This is a genomic window from Sphingomonas sp. (assembly GCF_032114135.1).
In the GTDB taxonomy this organism is placed as follows: Bacteria; Pseudomonadota; Alphaproteobacteria; order Sphingomonadales; family Sphingomonadaceae; genus Sphingomonas.
This window is the reverse complement of sequence record NZ_DAMCTA010000001.1, coordinates 868,760-886,285: the sequence shown is the minus strand read 5'-3', so window position 1 is coordinate 886,285 and position 17,526 is coordinate 868,760. Positions and strand designations below refer to the sequence as shown.

The 17,526-nt window shown below is 68.9% G+C and carries 9 protein-coding genes; 4 read left to right on the top strand and 5 right to left on the bottom strand.

Annotated features, from left to right (window positions below):
• Positions 1–4: 4 nt before the first annotated feature.
• From RT655_RS04200 to RT655_RS04190, 3 genes are read right to left on the bottom strand one after another with little or no spacing between them, the layout of a single operon-like run.
• The gene (locus RT655_RS04200) at positions 5–2,566 is read right to left on the bottom strand and encodes a glycoside hydrolase family 3 C-terminal domain-containing protein (RefSeq protein WP_313535140.1); all 2,562 of its coding nucleotides are present in this window, start codon (positions 2,564–2,566) and stop codon (positions 5–7) included.
• Positions 2,566–5,154 (bottom strand): beta-mannosidase, encoded by a 2,589-nt coding sequence (locus tag RT655_RS04195; protein WP_313535139.1) that lies wholly within the window; start codon positions 5,152–5,154, stop codon positions 2,566–2,568. Before RT655_RS04195 ends, RT655_RS04200 begins: the two co-directional genes overlap by 1 nt.
• A complete protein-coding gene (locus RT655_RS04190) occupies positions 5,151–7,472 on the bottom strand; it encodes a family 20 glycosylhydrolase (RefSeq protein WP_313535138.1) in 2,322 nt (773 codons plus the stop codon). Before RT655_RS04190 ends, RT655_RS04195 begins: the two co-directional genes overlap by 4 nt.
• A gap of 254 nt (positions 7,473–7,726) precedes the next feature.
• On the opposite strand from RT655_RS04190, the gene RT655_RS04185 reads away from it, so the two are divergent.
• The 4 genes from RT655_RS04185 to RT655_RS04170 all read left to right on the top strand — a co-directional run bounded on the left by RT655_RS04185 (position 7,727) and on the right by RT655_RS04170 (position 13,286).
• Positions 7,727–8,464: a GntR family transcriptional regulator gene (locus RT655_RS04185; protein ID WP_313536898.1), complete on the top strand. Its 738-nt coding sequence runs from the start codon at positions 7,727–7,729 to the stop codon at positions 8,462–8,464.
• Positions 8,465–8,502: 38 nt separating this feature from the next.
• Entirely contained in the window at positions 8,503–11,388 is a 2,886-nt protein-coding gene (galA, locus tag RT655_RS04180) for a beta-galactosidase GalA (RefSeq protein WP_313535137.1), read from the top strand.
• Positions 11,389–11,929: 541 nt separating this feature from the next.
• Entirely contained in the window at positions 11,930–12,757 is an 828-nt protein-coding gene (locus tag RT655_RS04175) for an alpha/beta hydrolase (RefSeq protein WP_313535136.1), read from the top strand.
• 142 nt (positions 12,758–12,899) lie between these two features.
• A complete protein-coding gene (locus RT655_RS04170) occupies positions 12,900–13,286 on the top strand; it encodes an STAS/SEC14 domain-containing protein (RefSeq protein ID WP_313535135.1) in 387 nt (128 codons plus the stop codon).
• A 32-nt stretch (positions 13,287–13,318) separates the two neighbouring features.
• Here RT655_RS04170 and nagE read toward each other — a convergent pair whose 3' ends face one another.
• Both nagE and ptsP read right to left on the bottom strand, forming a co-directional pair.
• Positions 13,319–15,037: an N-acetylglucosamine-specific PTS transporter subunit IIBC gene (gene nagE / locus RT655_RS04165; RefSeq protein WP_313535134.1), complete on the bottom strand. Its 1,719-nt coding sequence runs from the start codon at positions 15,035–15,037 to the stop codon at positions 13,319–13,321.
• Entirely contained in the window at positions 15,034–17,520 is a 2,487-nt protein-coding gene (gene ptsP, locus RT655_RS04160) for a phosphoenolpyruvate--protein phosphotransferase (protein WP_313536897.1), read from the bottom strand. The genes nagE and ptsP overlap by 4 nt, the downstream gene beginning before the upstream one ends.
• Between the last annotated feature and the right edge of the window lie 6 nt (positions 17,521–17,526).

The following is a 17,526-nucleotide window of genomic DNA, read 5'->3' as shown; positions in this document are numbered from 1 at the left end:
GCGATCATTTCGGCAGCACCTGCGCGTCGCCGTTCAGCGTGAATTCGGCCCATTGCCCGGCGCCGTCGCCCGGCTGGCCGCCGCCGATCCACACGCGATAGGTTCCCGGCAGCACCCGGCGGGTGCCGTCGCGCGCGACGCTGCTGATGCTGCGCGGGTCGAGCGTGAAGGACAGGCTGGCCGATTTGCCGGGCGCCAGCGCGGCGCGCTGGAAGCCGGCGAGCTGGCGCTGGAGCACCGGCGTGGTGAACCCACCTGGTTTGCCGGCGTCTGGCGTGACGACATAGACCTGCGCCACTTCCTCACCGCTACGGTTGCCCGCATTGGTGAGCTTGGCGCTGACCTGCACCGGCTGGCCGATGCCCGCGGTCTTCGCCGCCACGTCGCCATAGGCGAACTTGGTGTAGCTCAGGCCGTGCCCGAAGCCCCAGAGTGGCTTGCCGGTGAAGAAGCGATAGGTGCGCTCCTTCATGCCGTAGTCGACGAACGCGGGCAGATCGTCGGTCGAGGCGTAGAAGGTCAGCGGCAGGCGGCCCGAGGGGTTGTTCTTGCCGGCCAGCGTCTCGGCAATGGCGGTGCCGCCTTCCTCACCCGGATACCAGGCTTCGAGGATCGCGTCGGCGAGGCTCGGATCGACCGCCACCGCGCTGCCGCTGGTGAGGACCAGGACCAGCGGCTTGCCGGTCTTGCGCAGCGCCTTGAGCAGCTCGAGCTGCGGGCGGGGCAGGGCAATGTCGGTCCGGTCGCCGCCGACGAAGCCGGGGATCGAGACGCTGAGCGCCTCGCCCTCGAGATCGGGGGACAGACCGAGCACGGCGACGATCGTATCGGCGTTATTCGCGACGTCGAGCGCCTGGGCGAGCATCGGCTCGGCCGGCGGCTGCCACATCAGACGCACGCCGCCATCCTCGCTGCGATGGTCGATCTCCATGCGGAAGGGCACGGGCTTGCCGTCACTGGCGACCTTCACCGCCACCCGCGCCTTGCCGAGCGGGCCGTCGTGGAGCAGCTTGCCGTCCACCCACAGCCGCACCGCGTCGTGCGTGTTGCAATCCTTCCAGCAGGCGGGAATGTCGATCGCCAACTCGTAGTCGCCGGCGCCCGGGGGCGTGAAGTCGCCGCTCCAGCGCACCGCAAAGCCGGTCGGGTTGAGCCCGGGCAGCGGGGCCGCGCGGGTGTAGTTGAAGTCGATACGGCGATCCTGCCGGGTGGTGACGGGGGTGCCGGTCACAGTCGGCGTGGCGAAATATTCGGCCTTGAGGCCCGGCTTGCCGTCCGCGCGAAAGGCGGTTTCGGGCATGATCACCGCGCCGCCCTCGGCCAGCTGCGATCCTTGCGCGTACAGGACGCGGTCCGCGCCGAACTGGCGGCGGATGCCGTCAAGCGGGGTCACCGGGTCCTTTGCCGTGCCGTGGTAATTGCCCTCCAGCACGCCGAGATCGTCAGCATTGGCGCCGATCACCGCGATGCGGCCTCCGGTCGAGAGCGGCAGGCTGTCGCCGTCATTCTTGAGCAGCACGATCGCCTTGCGTGCGGCCTCCAGCGCCAGCGCGCGCCGCGCCGGGGTGCCGCGTTCGCTGGGCTTGATCTTGCTCCACGGATTGGCGCCGCCGAATGCGATGCCGAGCGCACGGCGGGCGTCGAGCGCACGCTTCAGCGCCACGTCGACCTCGGCCTCGCTGACCAGCCCGCGCTTCACCGCCTCCGGCAATGCCGCATAGGTGGTGCCGCAGTTCAGGTCGTTGCCGCCCTTGATCGCGACCGCGGCGGCTTCGGCCGCGTCGAGGCTGTAATGGTGGAACAGGTGGATGTTGGCCACCGCGTCGCAGTCCGAAACGGTGAGGCCGGTAAAGCCCCAGTCCTTGCGCAGCCGATCGTTGAGCAGCCCGCCCGAGGCACAGGCAGGCGTGCCGTGGATCGAGTTGTACGCGCACATCAGCGACTGGGCCTTGCCCTCGGTGATCGCGAGGCGGAAGGCCGGCGTGTAGGTCGATTCCAGGTCCTGCGGGCTGGGATCGACGTCGAAGCCGTCGCGCCCGGCCTCGGGCCCGCTATGCACCGCGAAATGCTTCGGCGTCGCGAGCACCTTGGGATGCGCCGGGTCCGGCCCCTGCAGCCCCTGGATGAAGCCGATCGCGAGATGGCCGGTGAGGAACGGATCCTCGCCATAGGTTTCCTGGCCGCGACCCCAGCGCGGATCGCGGAAGATGTTGATGTTGGGCGACCAGATCGTCAGCCCCTCATAGATCTTGCGATCGGCGCTGACCGGCTTGGCGTTGAACTTGGCGCGCGCCTCGGTGGCGACGGTGTCGCCCACCTTGTGGAGCAGCGGCACGTCCCAAGTCGCGGCGAGGCCGATCGCCTGCGGGAACACCGTCGCATAGCCGTCGCGGGCGAGGCCATGCAGGCCCTCGTTCCACCAGTCATAGGCGGGCAGGCCGATCTCCGGATCGGCGGGCGCGGTGCTCTGGAGCTGCGCGGCCTTCTGCTCGATCGTCATCTTGGCGATGGCGGCAGCCACCGGATCGGGATCGCCGGCGAGGAGAAGCAGGGGAAGGAAGGGCATCAACGGGGTCCCAGCGTACGAAGGGTAAGGGCGCGGGCGAGCGCGGTGCCGCTCACCTCGGACGTGATGGTGAGCGTGCGGCTTTCACCCGGCAGCAGGTCGAAGCCATTGTCGCTCGGATGCGCGACAGTGGTGCCGAAATCGAGCATCACCGCGCGGGCAAGTGCGCCGGCAGTGACGGTCACCTGCTTGCCCTGCCAGCGTACCGACAGGCGCGGCGCCGGATAGGCCATGTCCTTGGGCAGCGACCGCTCGACGAGCGCGCGCGAGATCGGCTTGCCGTCGATCCACAGCTCGGCGACGGCATAGCTGTCGGCCGGTGCGGCGGTGCCGAACAGATCGGCATCGGCGATCGTGACGAGTTCGAGCGCGCCCGGAGAGAGGTCGAACTTCTCCGATTTCGCGCCCAGCGGCTTGCCGTCCATGGTGAAGCCGCGGACGCGCCATTCGGCGGCGATCAGCTGCGTCGCGTCGGACACGGCGGCGAGGCGGGTCGCGCCGTCCTTGTGCTCGGCGACGATCGCCTGGGGCGCGAACATGCGGCGCGCCTCGTACTGGAGCAGCTTCCACTGGCCGTCATAGTCGATGCTCGCCCAGCTGATCGCGGGCCACGCATCGTTGAGCTGCCAGAATAGCGAGCCCATGGTGATCGGCGCGCAGGCGCGGTGGTGGCGCGCGGCCATGCCGATCGCCTGCATCTGGTTCACTTGGGTGAGGTAGACGAGATCGGCGAAGTCGGCGGGCTTGCGCAGTCGCTGGTCGAGATAGAGCTGGAGGCGGCTATTGCCTTCGCCGGCGAGGAAACGCTGGTGCGCCTTAAGCACCGGGCTGTCGATCGCCAGCGGACCCTTGCCTGCGAAGCTGCGGATCGTCGAAAGGTTCGGCATCGCCTGGAAGCCATATTCGGACATGAAGCGCGCACAGCCGTTCAGGTAGTTCTCGACCGGCTTGGAGCCCGACCAGACATCCCAGAAATGGCGGTCCCCGGTGGCGTCGGTATCGACCGGGCCGGTATAGTCGTTCGAGGGCGAGCCCGGCCAATAGGTGGTGCCGGGGGCCTCCGTCTGCACCGCGTCGCGCAGCGTGCGATCGAACAGCACGGCCATGCCCGCGCCGATCCGCTCCTGCTCGTCCGCGCCGACCGCCTTCTTGAACGCCTTGCGATCGGACCAGTTTTCCCAACCCGACAGGATCTCGTTGCCGCCGTTCCAGCCGACGATCGACGGATGCGGCTGGAGCCGGGCGACCTGCTCCTCTGCCTCGATCCGGACATTCTCGCGGAACGCCGCGTCGGGCGGGGTGATCGAGCCGCCGAACATGAAGTCCTGCCACACCATCAGGCCCAGCTCGTCGGCTGCGGCGTAGAAGGCGTCGTCGAGATAATAGCCGCCGCCCCACACGCGGATCATGTTCATGTTGGTGTCGCGTGCGTCGGTGAGCATGCGGCGCATGCGTGCCTCGGTCACGTTGTTCGGGAACATGTCGAACGGGATCAGGTTCGCGCCCTTGGCGAAGATCCGGAGCCCATTGACGCGGAAGCCAAAGCCGCCGCCCTGGGTCAGCAGCTCGACGGTGCGCAAGCCGATGCGCTGCGACACGCGGTCGCTGACCGCGCCGTCTTCCTCCAGCGTCGCCTCGACCTTGTAGAGCGGCTGCGCGCCATAGCCCGCGGGCCACCAGAGCTGGGGCGTCGCCAGGGTGAGCGGCACGCTGACGGCATTCTCGCCCGCGCCGAGCGTGAGCGTGCGGCTCGCCTCGATGGTCTGGCCGTCGGGGCCGGTGATGCGGGTGCGGACGGTGACGGCGCGCGCGCGGTCGCCGAGCAGCTTCCAGCGCGCGACCAGCCGCGCCTCGGCGGGGTTCAGCGCTTCCTGATCGACGCGGAAGCCGTCGATGCGGGCGTCGTCCCAGGCTTCCAGCCGCACCGGCCGCCACAGGCCGATCTTGACGATGCGCGGGGCCCAGTCCCAGCTGTAATCATATTTGGGCTTGCGGATATAGGGCGAGGTCTGCTTGCCCTTGGGCTCGTCGCCAAAGGCGGAATCATATTCGCCGGGGAGCGGGAATTTCTCCGCCAGCACCATCGGCTGCAGCGTCTTGATCGGCGAGGCGATGGTGACGACCAGCTCGTTCGCGCCCGCCTTGAGCACCTGTTTGGCATCCACCCGCCAGCGGCGATGGGCGTTGTCGGTCTCGACCAGCTTGCGGCCGTTGAGCGTAACCGTGGCGAAGGTGTCGAGCCCGTCGAACACCAGGTCGAGATGGTCGCGCGCCAGCATTGCGGGCGTGACGGTGAGCGTGCGGCGGAACTGCCAGCGGGTGAGGCCGGCCCATTGGATCGGCGCCTCGTTGATGCCCTTATAGGGGTCGGGCACGCGCTTCGCCGCGATCAGGTCCTGCTGGACACTGCCCGGCACCTTGGCGGGGAACCAGGCGGCTTCCTTGGGGTGGGCCTTGGCGGCGTCGGCGTCGCTGGGGTCGATGCGGACTTCCCAGGCACCGTCGAGCGAGACCGATTGGCGGGGGTCCGCCCAGGCCGGGGTGACCAGCGCGAGAAGGGGCAGCAGGGCGAGCGCGCGAGCCTTCACTTCGCATTCTCCGTCAGCACGACGCGTTCGACCGTGTAGAACGGGTCACTGAGCGGGGAGGTGAACTGGAAGCAGATATCCTCGTCGCCGCTCAGCTTGGGCAGCGTGCCGGAGAAGCGGAACTGCTGCGGCGCCTTGGCGGGGTCGGGCAGCGGGAAGGTGGCGATGACGATCGGCTTGATCGACGGATCCTTGGCCGCGGCGATGCAGCGCGCGCGGACGATCAGTTCGCCGTACGTGCTGACATTGTAATGCGCCCGCACCTTGTTGAAGTCGTGCGCCAGGCCGTAGTTGCGGGGCGTACGGGCGACGTCGACGGTGAAGCTGGTCGCCACGTCGAGCGGCGCGGCCGGATAGGCGGTGCAGGTGTCGAACAGGTTGACGTTGAACACCGGCGCATTTTCCTGCGCCTCGCTGTTCAGCGGCACGCGCAGCCCGAGCGCGCCCTTGGGGCAGGCGACCATATCCGAGCTGGTGCGGGTGAGCAGCGCGGTGCGGCTGGTGTCGAAGGTGCGCGGCGTCGCGGTGGTCATGCCCGCGGCATCGAAGGCGGCAGCAGTGATCGTCGTGCCGGGCTTGAGCGTTAGCGGCGCCTTGTACACCGGCGACTTGGCGGTCGGCTGCTTGCCGTCCAGCGTGTAGCGGATCGTGCCGAAGCCGGTCTGGGTGGCCAGCGCCACCTTGGCCTGGTTCGCGCGCACTGCGTCGCCGCGGCTGCCCTGCAGCCTGTAGTCGACCGCGAAGGCGCTGTCGGCGACTTCCATCCCCGAGCGGCGCCAGCGCGCCATCTGCGGCTGGAGGCGCTGTACGAACCCGCCGAAGTCGCGCTTGTCCTTGCCTGACCAGGTGATCTCGGCGATCGCCGCCGCGCGCGGGAACAGCACGTGCTGCACCTGATAGGGCGTGATCAGATACTCGCTCCACGCGTTGCCCTGCGCGCCGAGGATGTGGCTCGCCTTGTCGGCGTCGATGCCCACCGGCATCGGCTCATACTTGTACACATCGGCCAGCGTCTGGATCGAGAGGCGGCCCGGCGGTTCGTCGCTGCGGTCGCTCTGCAGGCTGTCGAGGTAGAGCGTCGGAGCTGGCGAAAGCACCACATCATGCCCCTGGTTTGCCGCGTCCACCGCGCCCTTCTCGCCGCGCCACGACATGACCGATGCCGATGGCGGCAGGCCGCCTTCGAGGATCTCGTCCCAGCCGATCAGGCGGCGGCCATGCTGCTCCAGATAGGCGCCAAACTGGTCGATCATCCAGCTCTGCAGCCCGTTCTCGTCCTTCAGCCCCAGCGCCTTGATCTGCGCCTGCACTTCCGGCGAGCGCTCCCACTGGTCCTTCACCGCCTCGTCGCCGCCGAGGTGGATATAGGTGCCGGGGAACACCGCCATCAGCTCGTCGAGCACTTCCTTGACGAAGGCGATGCCCTTGGGACCGGGGTTGAAGAGGTACGGGTTCACGCCCCAGTCGTGCGACACTTCGGTATGGTCGCCGAAGATGCCGAGTTCCGGATAGGCGGCGACCAGCGCCTGGGCATGGCCGGGAAGATCGATCTCGGGGACGATCGTCACCCCGCGCTCGGCGGCATAGGCGACCAGCGCCTTGAGCTGCTCCTGCGTGTAGAAGCCGCCGACCTTGGGACCAGGCGCGCCGCCGGTGCTCGGCGGGGTGCGCCAGCCGCCGATTTCGGTGAGCTTGGGATAGCGCTTCACTTCGAAGCGCCATCCCTGGTCGTCGGTGAGGTGGAGGTGAAGCGTGTTGAGCTTCACCGAGGCCATCTGGTCGACCACGCCATAGACGAACTCTATCGGCTGGAAATGGCGCGTGATGTCGATCATGAGCCCGCGCCAACCGAAGCGGGGGGCGTCTTCGACGCTGAGCGCCGGCAGCTTGACCGGCTTGCCGAAGCCGTGATCGGGGCTGAGCAGCTGGGCGAGCGTCATCGCGCCGTACAGCAGCCCGCGATCACCCGAGGCGGCGATGCGCACGCCCTTGGCATCGACGGTCATGCGATAGGCCTCGGCACCCTGGATAGCCGCGTCGCGCTCGAAGCGGATCGCGCCGCTGGTACCGGTCGCGCCGAGGGTGATCCCGCGCTCTACCTTTACGTGCGCGGCGAGCAGCTTGGCAGCGGCCGCGGCGGCGGTGTCTCCGGCGGGCACGGCGATGCCGGTGCCGTTTGCCACGGTGAAGCTGCCCTTGCCCGGCGTCACGCTGGCGGGCAGGGGGGTGAGCGGCGGCACGGTCTGGGCGAAAGCGGTCGAGGACAGCAGCAGTGCCGCCCAGCCGGAATGCCTTGCCGTTTTCAGGAACGCGCGCATCGGAAACTCCCCTCTTGTCGCGGCCACCGAGCGGGGCCGGAGCAAGGGTGTAACCAATTTAGATCCTATCGGGCAACAGCCTTGCGTCCACGGACATAGTTCTTTGCATTTAGCCTCTTGACCTCAGCCGTTGAGGCTGTTGGTATCATCGTACCAATGTAAGTCCGTAGGAAAGCGGGTACGCGCTGCGGGAAACCTGCCGTAGATGCGGTTGTCGGGGCTTTGGCAACGGTGTCGGGCAAGGGGGAGGAATGATGACGTTTTCGGACCAGATCGGCCGGTTTCGCGAGGGCAACCCGTCACCGCTCTATCTGCAGCTGCAACAACTGATCCGCGAAGCGATCAGCGGCAAGATCCTCAACCAGGGCGACGCGATCCCGCCGGAGCGCGACCTTGCGGTCGAATATGACGTGTCGCGCATCACCGTGCGCAAGGCGATCGGCGGGCTGGTCGAGGACGGCCTGCTCACCCGCCGCCGCGGCGCGGGCACCTTCGTCGCCGAGCGCGTCGAGAAGAGCTTCTCCAAGCTCTCCTCCTTCACCGAGGACATGGCCGCGCGGGGCCGCGCCGCCAGCAGCAGCTGGATCGCGCGCTCCACCGGGCAGGTGACCCCCGAAGAGGCGATGGCGCTGGGCCTGTCGCCGGGCGCGGCGGTGCTGCGCTTCTCGCGCATCCGCTTCGCCGATGGCGAGCCGATGGCACTCGAATTCTCGACCATCGCCGGCTACTGCCTGCCCTCGGTCGATGCGGTGGGGGACTCGCTCTACACGGCGCTGGAAGCCGCCGGAAATCGCCCGGTTCGCGCGCTGCAGCGGCTGCGCGCGGTGCCGTTCCTCGGCGAACATGCCAAGATGCTCGGCGTTGATCCCGGCCATGCGGGCCTGCTGATCGAGCGTCGCGCCTTCCTGCGCGACGGCCGCCCGGCCGAAGTGACCCGCTCCTATTACCGGGGCGATGCCTATGATTTCGTGGCGGAACTCAGCGACGTCTGAGCCGCCCGCCTGCCTGCCTGACTTTTGGAGATTGCTGCATGGATCGTCGCCAGTTGCTGCTCGGCAGCGCGGGGTTGGGGGCGCTTGCCTCGCTGGGGCTGCCCGAGGCCGAGGCGGCCGCGCGCGCGGTGGCGGGCGATGCCTTCCCGATGCCCGCGCCCAAGACCGCGCTGATGCCGCGCCTGCCCGACGGCGATCCCACCCGCACCCGCATCGAGCGCGGCTGGCGCTTCCATGAGGGCGATGTGCTGCCCGCGCCGCTCAAGGACCATGACGATACCTATGGCAGTGTGAAAGCCGGCAACGCCCGCGGTGCCGCCGCGCGCGACTATGACGACAGCGAATGGGCCGAGGTGCGCTTGCCGCACGACTGGGCCTCGTTCCAGCCCTTCGAGCAGACCGCCAACGTCTCGCAGGGCTATCGCAAGCGCGGCATCGGCTGGTATCGCCGCCGCCTGACGCTCGATCCGGCCGATCACGGCAAGACGATCGAGCTCCACCTAGACGGCGTGGCGACCAATGCCACGGTGTGGGTGAACGGCAGCGTCGTCGCACACAGCTGGTCGGGCTATGCCAGCATCCTCATCGACATGACGCCCTTCGCGCGGTTCGGCGACGAGGACAATGTCATCGCGATACGCGTCGATGCTGAGGCGATGGAAGGCTGGTGGTACGAAGGCGCGGGGCTCTACCGCCATGCCTGGCTGGTGCGCCGCGGGCCGGTCTCGATCGTCACCGACGGGGTACATTGCGATCCGCGCAAGACCGAGACGGGCTGGAACGTGCCGGTGACGGTGACCGCCGGCAATATCGAGCGCGCGCCGGTGGCCGTGGCGGTCGAGGCGGAACTACTCGATCCCAGCGGCAAGCGCGTCGCCTTCGCCACCACCGCGGGCAGCGTGCCGGTGCTCGATCGTGCTGACCTTTCGATGACGCTGTCGCTCGCCAGCCCCAAGCTCTGGTCGGTCGAAACGCCGACGCTCTACACCGTCCACGCCCGCCTGCTGCGCGACGGCAAGCTGATCGACGAGCGGCGCACCCAGGTGGGCTTCCGCACCGTGCGCTTCGATGCCGACAAGGGGCTGTTCGTCAACGATCACCCAGTGAAGCTCAAGGGCGTGTGCATCCACCAGGATCATGCCGGCACCGGCGTTGCGCAGTACGATGCGCTGCTCGGCTGGCGGCTCGAGCGGCTCAAGGCGATGGGCTGCAACGCGATCCGCATGTCGCACAATGCGCCCACCGCCGAACTGCTCGACTGGTGCGACCGCATGGGCTTCCTCGTCATGGACGAGAACCGCCACTTCAACCCTGCGCCCGATTACCTGGCCCAGCTCAGCTGGATGGTGCGGCGCGACCGCAACCACCCGAGCGTGATTCTCTGGTCCGTCTTCAACGAAGAGCCGATGCAGGGCACCGAGGCGGGCGTGGAGATGGTCCGCCGCATGGAAGCTGCGGTGCGCAAGCTCGACGACAGCCGGCCGGTGACCTCGGCGATGAACGGCTCCTTCTACAATCCGCAGAACGTTTCTTCGGTCGTCGACGTGATGGGGTTCAACTACTACCAGGGCGAATACGACAAGTGGCACGCGCTGAACCCGACGCGCCCGAGCACCAGCTCCGAGGACACCAGCGCCTATGAGACGCGCGGCGCCTTCGCGAGCGATCCCGCCAAGCACGTCATCACCTCGTACGACGACGAGGCGGCCCCCTGGGGCAACACCCATCGCAAGGCATGGCAGCTGATCGCCGCGCGCGAATTCATCGCCGGCGGGTTCGTCTGGACCGGCTTCGACTATCATGGCGAGCCGACGCCCTATGAATGGCCGACCATCGCCAGCTTCTTCGGCATCATGGACCTGTGCGGCTTCCCGAAGACCGCGTTCGGCATCCACAGCGCCGCTTGGATCGACGATGCGCCGGTGGTGTGGCTCGCCCCGCACTGGACCTGGCCGGGCAGGGAGGGGCAAGTCATCAAGGTGTTCGTGGCATCGAACGCCGAGAGCGTGACGCTGATGCTCAACGGCAAGGTCGTAGGCACGCAGAAGGTCGATCGGCTGCAGGGCAATGAATGGCAGGTGCCCTATGCGCCGGGCCGGCTCGAGGCGCAGGCGCTGCGTGGCGGCAAGGTCGTCGCGCGCATGGTGCACGAGACCGTCGGCAAGCCGGTCGCGCTGCGGCTCACCCCCGCACGCACCGTGATGGCGGGCGACGACGAGGACGTGCAGCCGATTACCATCGACGCGGTCGATGCGCAGGGCCGGCACGTGCCGACGGCGAACCTGATGACGCACTTCACCGTCGACGGCGCTGCGATCATCGGCGTCGGCAATGGCGATCCGAACTGCCATGAGGCGGAGAAGGGCAATGCCCGCTCGCTGTTCAATGGCCTCGCCCAGATTCTGGTGCAGGCGGGCACCGGCCGCGGCAAGATCACCGTCAAGGCGAGCGCGGAGGGGCTGAAGCCCGCGCTGCTGACGATCGATCGCGCCGACATCGCGCCGCGCGCACAGGTGGGCGTCACGCCGCCGCTGATGGTGCTGGGCGACTGGCGCCGCTCGTGGCAGACGGCCGACAAGCCCAAGCCGGGCCTGGTGCCGGACAACAACAGCTGGGCGTTCCTGCGCAGCGCGATGCCGACCCCGGCCGAGCCACAGCCGGGCTGGCGCGTCTACAACAACCGCCTGACGCCCTGGAAGCGCATCGCCGCGGGCGGCGGCACGCTGCGCTTCGCCAGCGTCGGCGGGCGTGCGGAGCTTTGGGTCGACGGCAAGAAGCTCGCCGAGAAGACCGATGCCGCGCCGGCACCGCTCGAGGCCGCCTTCCCGGCGGGCAGCGGCCAGCGCACCGTCGAGCTGATCGTGCAGGCGCCGGCGGGGCAGGCATCGGGGCTGCTCGGTAAGGTTACCCTCACGCCGCGCTGACCGGATCGCGGTGGGACGTTCGGGCGGAACCGCAAACATCCCACCGCGCGGTTAACCATGGCCGTTCACCCCTGGTTTGGGGGTGCCCGATAGGGCTTCCCCTCGCGCGGAAGCCGCCGCGCCGCCGCCCGTCGTCGCGGAGGAGTGCTGGTGGGTCGTCCTCGAAGTCGCGCCGGATGCGAGCCACACGGAAGTCGAGGCCAACGGGGCGCGCGCTCCTCAAGCAATATCACCCCGATCTCTGGGTCTCCGCCCCTCGCCACCTCAGGGCGGAGGCCGAGCACCAGACGATCCGCATCCTCCAGGCGCTCGCTGCGGCGCGGGCGGCAAGGGCGGCGCGGAAGGTGGACTGTCCGGTCTGATCTTGCTGCGCCGGTTCGCCGAGTCGAGTCAGCGTTCGCCCCGATTCCGGCCATTCACGCCGCACGCCGAGCGTAGCCAAGGCCTCAAGGCAGGCCTCGATCTCGCGGCGCGATCTCCGGACACAGGGACACAGAATCCAACCTATGGGTTCTTAGTCTCCTAACCAAGGAGCGCCTGCATGCCATACATCAAAACTCGCGACGGCACCGACCTCTATGTCAAGGACTGGGGCAGCGGCCGCCCGGTGGTCCTGATGCATGGTTGGCCCTTGTCGGCCGACAGCTGGGACGCGCAGGCTATGGCGTTGGCCGACGCCGGCTTCCGCGCGATCGCATACGATCGCCGCGGCTTCGGTCGCTCGGGGCAGCCGTGGAACGGGTACGAGTACGATACGCTCGCCGACGATCTCGCCGATGTTCTGAACGAGACCGGTGCCAAGGACGATGCGACGATCGTCGGCTTTTCCATGGGGGGCGGCGAAGTGGCGCGCTATATGAGCCGCTACGATGGCAAGGGCGTGATCGCAGCCGGGCTGGTGTCATCGGTGGTGCCGTTCATGCTCAAGACGGATGACAATCCGGATGGCACGCCGCAGTCGACCTTTGACCAGATCACGGATGGGCTGAAGAAGGATCGCGCCCACTTCCTACGCCATAGCTTCTTCCCGCAATTTTACGGCGTGGGTTACATCACCAGCCCGGTCAGCGATGAGGTGCTTGACTGGTCGACCAGCGTCGCGATGATGGCCGGGCTCAAGCCCACGCTCGCTTGCGCGCAGGCCTTCAGCCATACCGACTTCCGGCCGGACCTGCCGGCATTTCGCGTGCCGACGCTCATCATCCACGGCACTGCCGACAAAACGGTGCCCATCGACGCGGCAGGGCGCGCTGCGGCGCGTGGCATCGGCCAGTCGCAGCTGGTCGAGTATGACGGTGCGCCGCACGGCCTCAACGTGACCGAAAGTGATCGTCTTACCAGCGATCTTCTCGCGTTCCTCGGACGCTAAGACGACGGTCGTCCCGCAGGGCAGGATTGCAGCTGCCCTGCGGGACATGCGCGTACCGACATTGCGTTTCCCACCACGCTCGGCCACGAAGCATCCCGCCGGTTAAGCCTTTGCAAAACCATCTGCTGCATGGTCGGCGGCGATGTACACAATCCGCTTCCAGCCCGAGCGCAGCCTGCTCGACATCGCTTGGCACCGCATCTTCCTGCCCGATCAGGTGCCGGACTATGCGCGCCAGTGCCTGCAGCAGTTTCTCGCCCAGGGGCTGAAGCCGGGCTATTTGCTGCGCATGGACATGCGCGAAAGCGCGGTGCAGCCGCGCGACACGCTCGACTCCTTTTCGAGCAGCTTCCGCGACTTCCCCAAGGCCTCGCGCATCGCTGTCATTACCGCGAGCGCCCTGCAGCGGATGCAGGTGCTGCGGGTGATGACGCAGCCCTATCTGCGCGTGTTCGACGACGCCGATTCGGGGCTGGACTGGCTGCTCGATCCGTCGGCGTGCGAGAACCACGCACGCCGCTGCGGCTGAGCGCAGCCGCACGCCAGCAGCCGCGCTTGGATTCAACCGCGCAGCTTGGCGAGGACAGCGTCGTCCCCCAGCAGGTGGAGCACCGTGGCCGAGGGGCGGGCGAGCCCGCGCAGGCCGAGCGCCAGCAGCGCGTCGCCATCCACCCCTGCCGGGTCGCCGAGTTCGACGCGCAGGCGGTTGTCGTGCGCGCTCACCGCACGCACGTTCGCCGCGCCGCCCAGCGCCGCCAGCGCGGCTTGCTGGAGCGCCACTGCTGGCGTGCTGACCGGGGCTGGGGCTGATGCAGCGGGGGCCGCCACGCCGCCGCGCGCAGTCGCGTCGCGGATCTCGACCGCCACGACATCGGCGATCGGGCCCAGCACCACCTGCAGCGCACGTTCCGAGGGACGCAGGATGCCGTGGGCGCCGAGCGCCTTGAGTGCGGCATCGTCGACCACGGACTGGTCGGCGACGATCAGGCGCAGGCGGGTGGTGCAGGCGCCGATTTCGACCAGATTGGCCGAGCCGCCGAGCGCACGGGCGAAGGCCTCGCCGCGGCTGGAAGGCGTGGTGCCGCCAGCGGCTTCCGCAGCGACGGGCGCCTCGGCTTCGCGGCCCGGGGTCTTGAGGTCGAAGCGGCGGATCGCCCAGCTGAAGATGCCGTAATAGAGCGCGAAATAGACGAGGCCCACGGGCACCAGCAGCAGCGGCCTGGTCGCCTTGCCGAAGTTCAGGACGTAATCGAACAGGCCGGCGGAGAAGCCGAAGCCGAGCTTCACGCCCAGCAGGTCCATCACCACCATCGCCACGCCGGTCAGTACTGCGTGGACGACGTAGAGCGCTGGCGCGAGGAACATGAAGCTGTATTCGATCGGCTCGGTCACGCCGGTGAGCAGCGAGGTGAGCGCGAGGCTGAACAGCAGGCCGCCCACCGCCTTGCGGCGCTCGGGGAGCGCGGCGCGGTACATGGCGAGGCAGGCGGCGGGCAGGCCGAACATCATGACGGGGAAGAAGCCCGCCATGAACGCGCCCGCGCTCGGATCGCCGGCGAAGAAGCGGCGCAGGTCGCCCGTCGCGCCGTTATAGTCGCCCTGAACGAACCAGAACACGTTGTTGAGGATGTGGTGCAGACCCGTCACCAGCAGCACGCGGTTGAGCAGGCCGAAGGCGAACAGCCCGAAGCTGCCCGCACCCGCGATGCCATGGCTGAGCCCATCGACACCCGCGCTGATGTGCGGAAAGCCGACGCCGACGATCACAGCGATGAACAGGCCCGCCAGTCCGCTGACGATCGGCACGAAGCGGCGCCCGCCAAAAAAGGCGAGATAGGAGGGCAGCTTGATCGCCGAGAAGCGGTTGTAGAAGACGCCGCCGATCAGCCCCGAGGCGATGCCGATCGGCACGTCGAGCCGGGCGACCGCCTTGGCCTTCCATGCCGCCACCGCAAGCGCCGCCTGGTCCTTGTCGAGGCCCGCGCCGATTGTGTCGGGCACCGCGAGCAGGCTCTTGCCCGCCTCGGTCGAGACCAGGAAGCAGACGATGCCGGCAAGCGCGGCGGCGCCGTTGCCGTCTCTGGCATAGCCGGTCGCCACGCCGATCGCGAAGAGCAGGCCGAGATGCGAGAACAGCGCATCGCCCGCCGCGCTGACGAAGGCGATGTTAAGCAGGTCGGGCTGGCCCAGCCGCAGCAACAGGCCCGCCACCGGCAGCACCGCGATCGGCAGCATCAGCGCTCGGCCGAGCGGCTGGAGCGTTTCGAGGATCTGCTTCATGCGGTGAATTCCCGGGCAAGGCGGCGGACATCGGCGGCGGTGGCGCAGGCCAGCGCCGCGGCGGCATGGGCGCGGGCGCGCTCGAGCGTGAGGGTGGAAAGCAGCGCCTTCACTTCCGGCACCACCGACACGGTGGCGGAAAGCTCGGTCACGCCCAGGCCGACCAGGATCGGTACAGCCAGCGCATCGGAGGCAAGGCCGCCGCACACGCCGACCCAGCGGCCCTGGGCGGTAGCGCCCCGGCAGGTATCGGCAATCAGGCGCAGCACCGCCGGGTGGAGCCCGTCGATGCCGCTGGCGACCGCCGGATTCCCGCGGTCCATGGCCAGGGTGTATTGCGTGAGGTCGTTGGTCCCGATCGACAGGAAGTCGGCTTCGGCGGCCAGCAGGTCGGCCGTCGCGGCGGCGGCGGGCGTCTCGACCATGATGCCGAGCGCGACCGTCTCGCCGATGCCGAGCTCGCCGCGCAGGCGATCGAGCACGGCGCGGACGGCGCGCAACTCGCCGACGCTGGCGATCATCGGCAGCATGATCTTGGCAATTCCGATCGGGCGGACGCCGAGGATCGCGCGGAGCTGGTCCTCCAGCACCTGCGGGTGGGCGAGACCGACGCGGATGCCGCGCAGGCCGAGTGCCGGATTCTCCTCTGCCGCGATCGGCAGATAAGGGGCGGGCTTGTCCCCGCCGATGTCGAGCAGGCGGATGATCAGCGGGCGCCCTTGGAGGGCATCGGCGATCGCCTGGTACTCGGCGGTCTGCTCGGCAACGCTGGGGGGCGTCTCGCGATCGAGGAACAGGAATTCGGTGCGCAGCAGCCCGCTGCCCTCGGCGCCCGCCGCGACGGCGCGCTCGGCATCGCCCACCGAGCCGAGATTGGCGAACACTTCGATGCGGGTGCCGTCGGCGAGCCTGGCTTCGGCCCCCGCCGCCGCGCGGGCAGCGGCGAGCGCGGCCGTGCGGGCATCGACACGCGCCTGCGCCTCGGCGCGTTGCGCCGCGTTCGGCGCGACGCGGAGCGTGCCTGCGCCGGCATCGAGGATCAGCGTCTCGCCTTCCTCGATGGTGCGGAGCGGCGATCCCATCGCAACCAGCGCGGGGATGCCGAGGCTCGCGGCGAGGATGGCAACGTGCGAGGTCGGGCCGCCGCGCACGGTGGCGAAACCGCAGACCTGCGCCGGATCGATCCCGGTCACCTGCGAGGGCAGCAGGTCGTCGGCGAGCAGGATCGTACCTTCGGGAAAGACCAAAGGCGCGTCCTGCACACCCTCGATCACTGAGACAACGCGACGCTCCAGATCGACCATGTCGTCGGCCCGCTCGGCAAGATGCGCGTCGCCGCTTTGGCGCAACAGCTCCGCCTGCGGGCGGATCGCCTGGCGCCAGGCCTGGCTGGCGCTGGCACCGTCGAGCATCGCGTTGCGCGCGGCGTCAAGCAGCTCGGGATCGTCTAGCATCGACCGATGCGCGGAGAGGATCGACCGCATCGGCCCGGCGGCGTGGCTCAGATCCGCCTCGATCGCGCGCATCACCTTGGCGATGCCGTCCTCCAGCCGTGCGCGCTCCAGGCTCGCGCCCTTGCCGATCGGATCGATCGTCAGTTCGGGGAGGCGGAAGAAGCGGGCGGTGCCGATCGCAAGACCCGGTGCGGCGGTCACGCCGCTAAGCAGGTTGGGCTCGTCCGACACCGGCGCGGCAACAGGGGCAGGAGCCGGGGCCGGCGCCGACGCGGGATCGGCCTTCTCGCCCATGCCGCTCTCGATCAGCGCGGCGAGCGTGGCCGCGGCTTCGTCGGCCCGGCCGCCTTGGGCGGTGATGCGGATCGTGTCGCCCAGCTTGATGCCCAGCGTCATCAGGCGCACCGGGCTGCGGGCATCGGCGCTCTGCTCGCCCTTGGTTATCGTCACCTTGGCGGCGAAGGGGACCAGCACTTCGCGGAGCTTGGCGGCCGGACGCGCGTGGATGCCGTGCGCGAGCGGCACGACCACGGTCCGCGTGGCGGTCTCGCCGACGATCTCGGTAGGGGCTTCGGCAACCGCGCCCGCACGCGCGATGGTGAAGATCGGTTCGCCCGGCGCGACGAGGCCGCTGCCGCGCTTGGCCGTCAGCGTCAGGCCGTCCTGGCTGATCAGCAGCACCGGCGTCACCACCGAGGGTGCGCCGCACACCACCGAATCGAGATCGAAGCGGATCAGCACGTCGCCCGCGCGTACTTGATCGCCCACCTTGACCTGGGGATCGAAGCCAGCGCCGGCCAGCTGCACCGTGTCGATGCCGATATGCATCAGCAGCTCGACACCGTCGCCGGCGCGCAGCGTGATCGCATGGCCGGTCGGCTGCAGGACCGTCACTTCGCCGTCGCAGGGGGCGTAGAGGCAGCCCTCGGTCGGATCGATCGCCACGCCGTCGCCCAGCATCCGCTGCGCGAAGACGGGATCGGAAACCTCGTCCAGCGGCATCAACCAGCCGGCCATCGGCGCGCCGATGGTGAG

Bases quoted from the DNA above. Each gene is read 5' to 3' on its own strand.
- RT655_RS04200 (WP_313535140.1), bottom strand. From the start codon at position 2,566: ATGCCCTTCCTTCCCCTGCTTCTCCTCGCCGGCGATCCCGATCCGGTG.
- RT655_RS04190 (WP_313535138.1), bottom strand. From the start codon at position 7,472: ATGCGCGCGTTCCTGAAAACGGCAAGGCATTCCGGCTGGGCGGCACTG.
- RT655_RS04185 (WP_313536898.1), top strand. From the start codon at position 7,727: ATGACGTTTTCGGACCAGATCGGCCGGTTTCGCGAGGGCAACCCGTCA.
- galA (WP_313535137.1), top strand. From the start codon at position 8,503: ATGGATCGTCGCCAGTTGCTGCTCGGCAGCGCGGGGTTGGGGGCGCTT.
- RT655_RS04175 (WP_313535136.1), top strand. From the start codon at position 11,930: ATGCCATACATCAAAACTCGCGACGGCACCGACCTCTATGTCAAGGAC.
- RT655_RS04170 (WP_313535135.1), top strand. From the start codon at position 12,900: ATGTACACAATCCGCTTCCAGCCCGAGCGCAGCCTGCTCGACATCGCT.
- nagE (WP_313535134.1), bottom strand. From the start codon at position 15,037: ATGAAGCAGATCCTCGAAACGCTCCAGCCGCTCGGCCGAGCGCTGATG.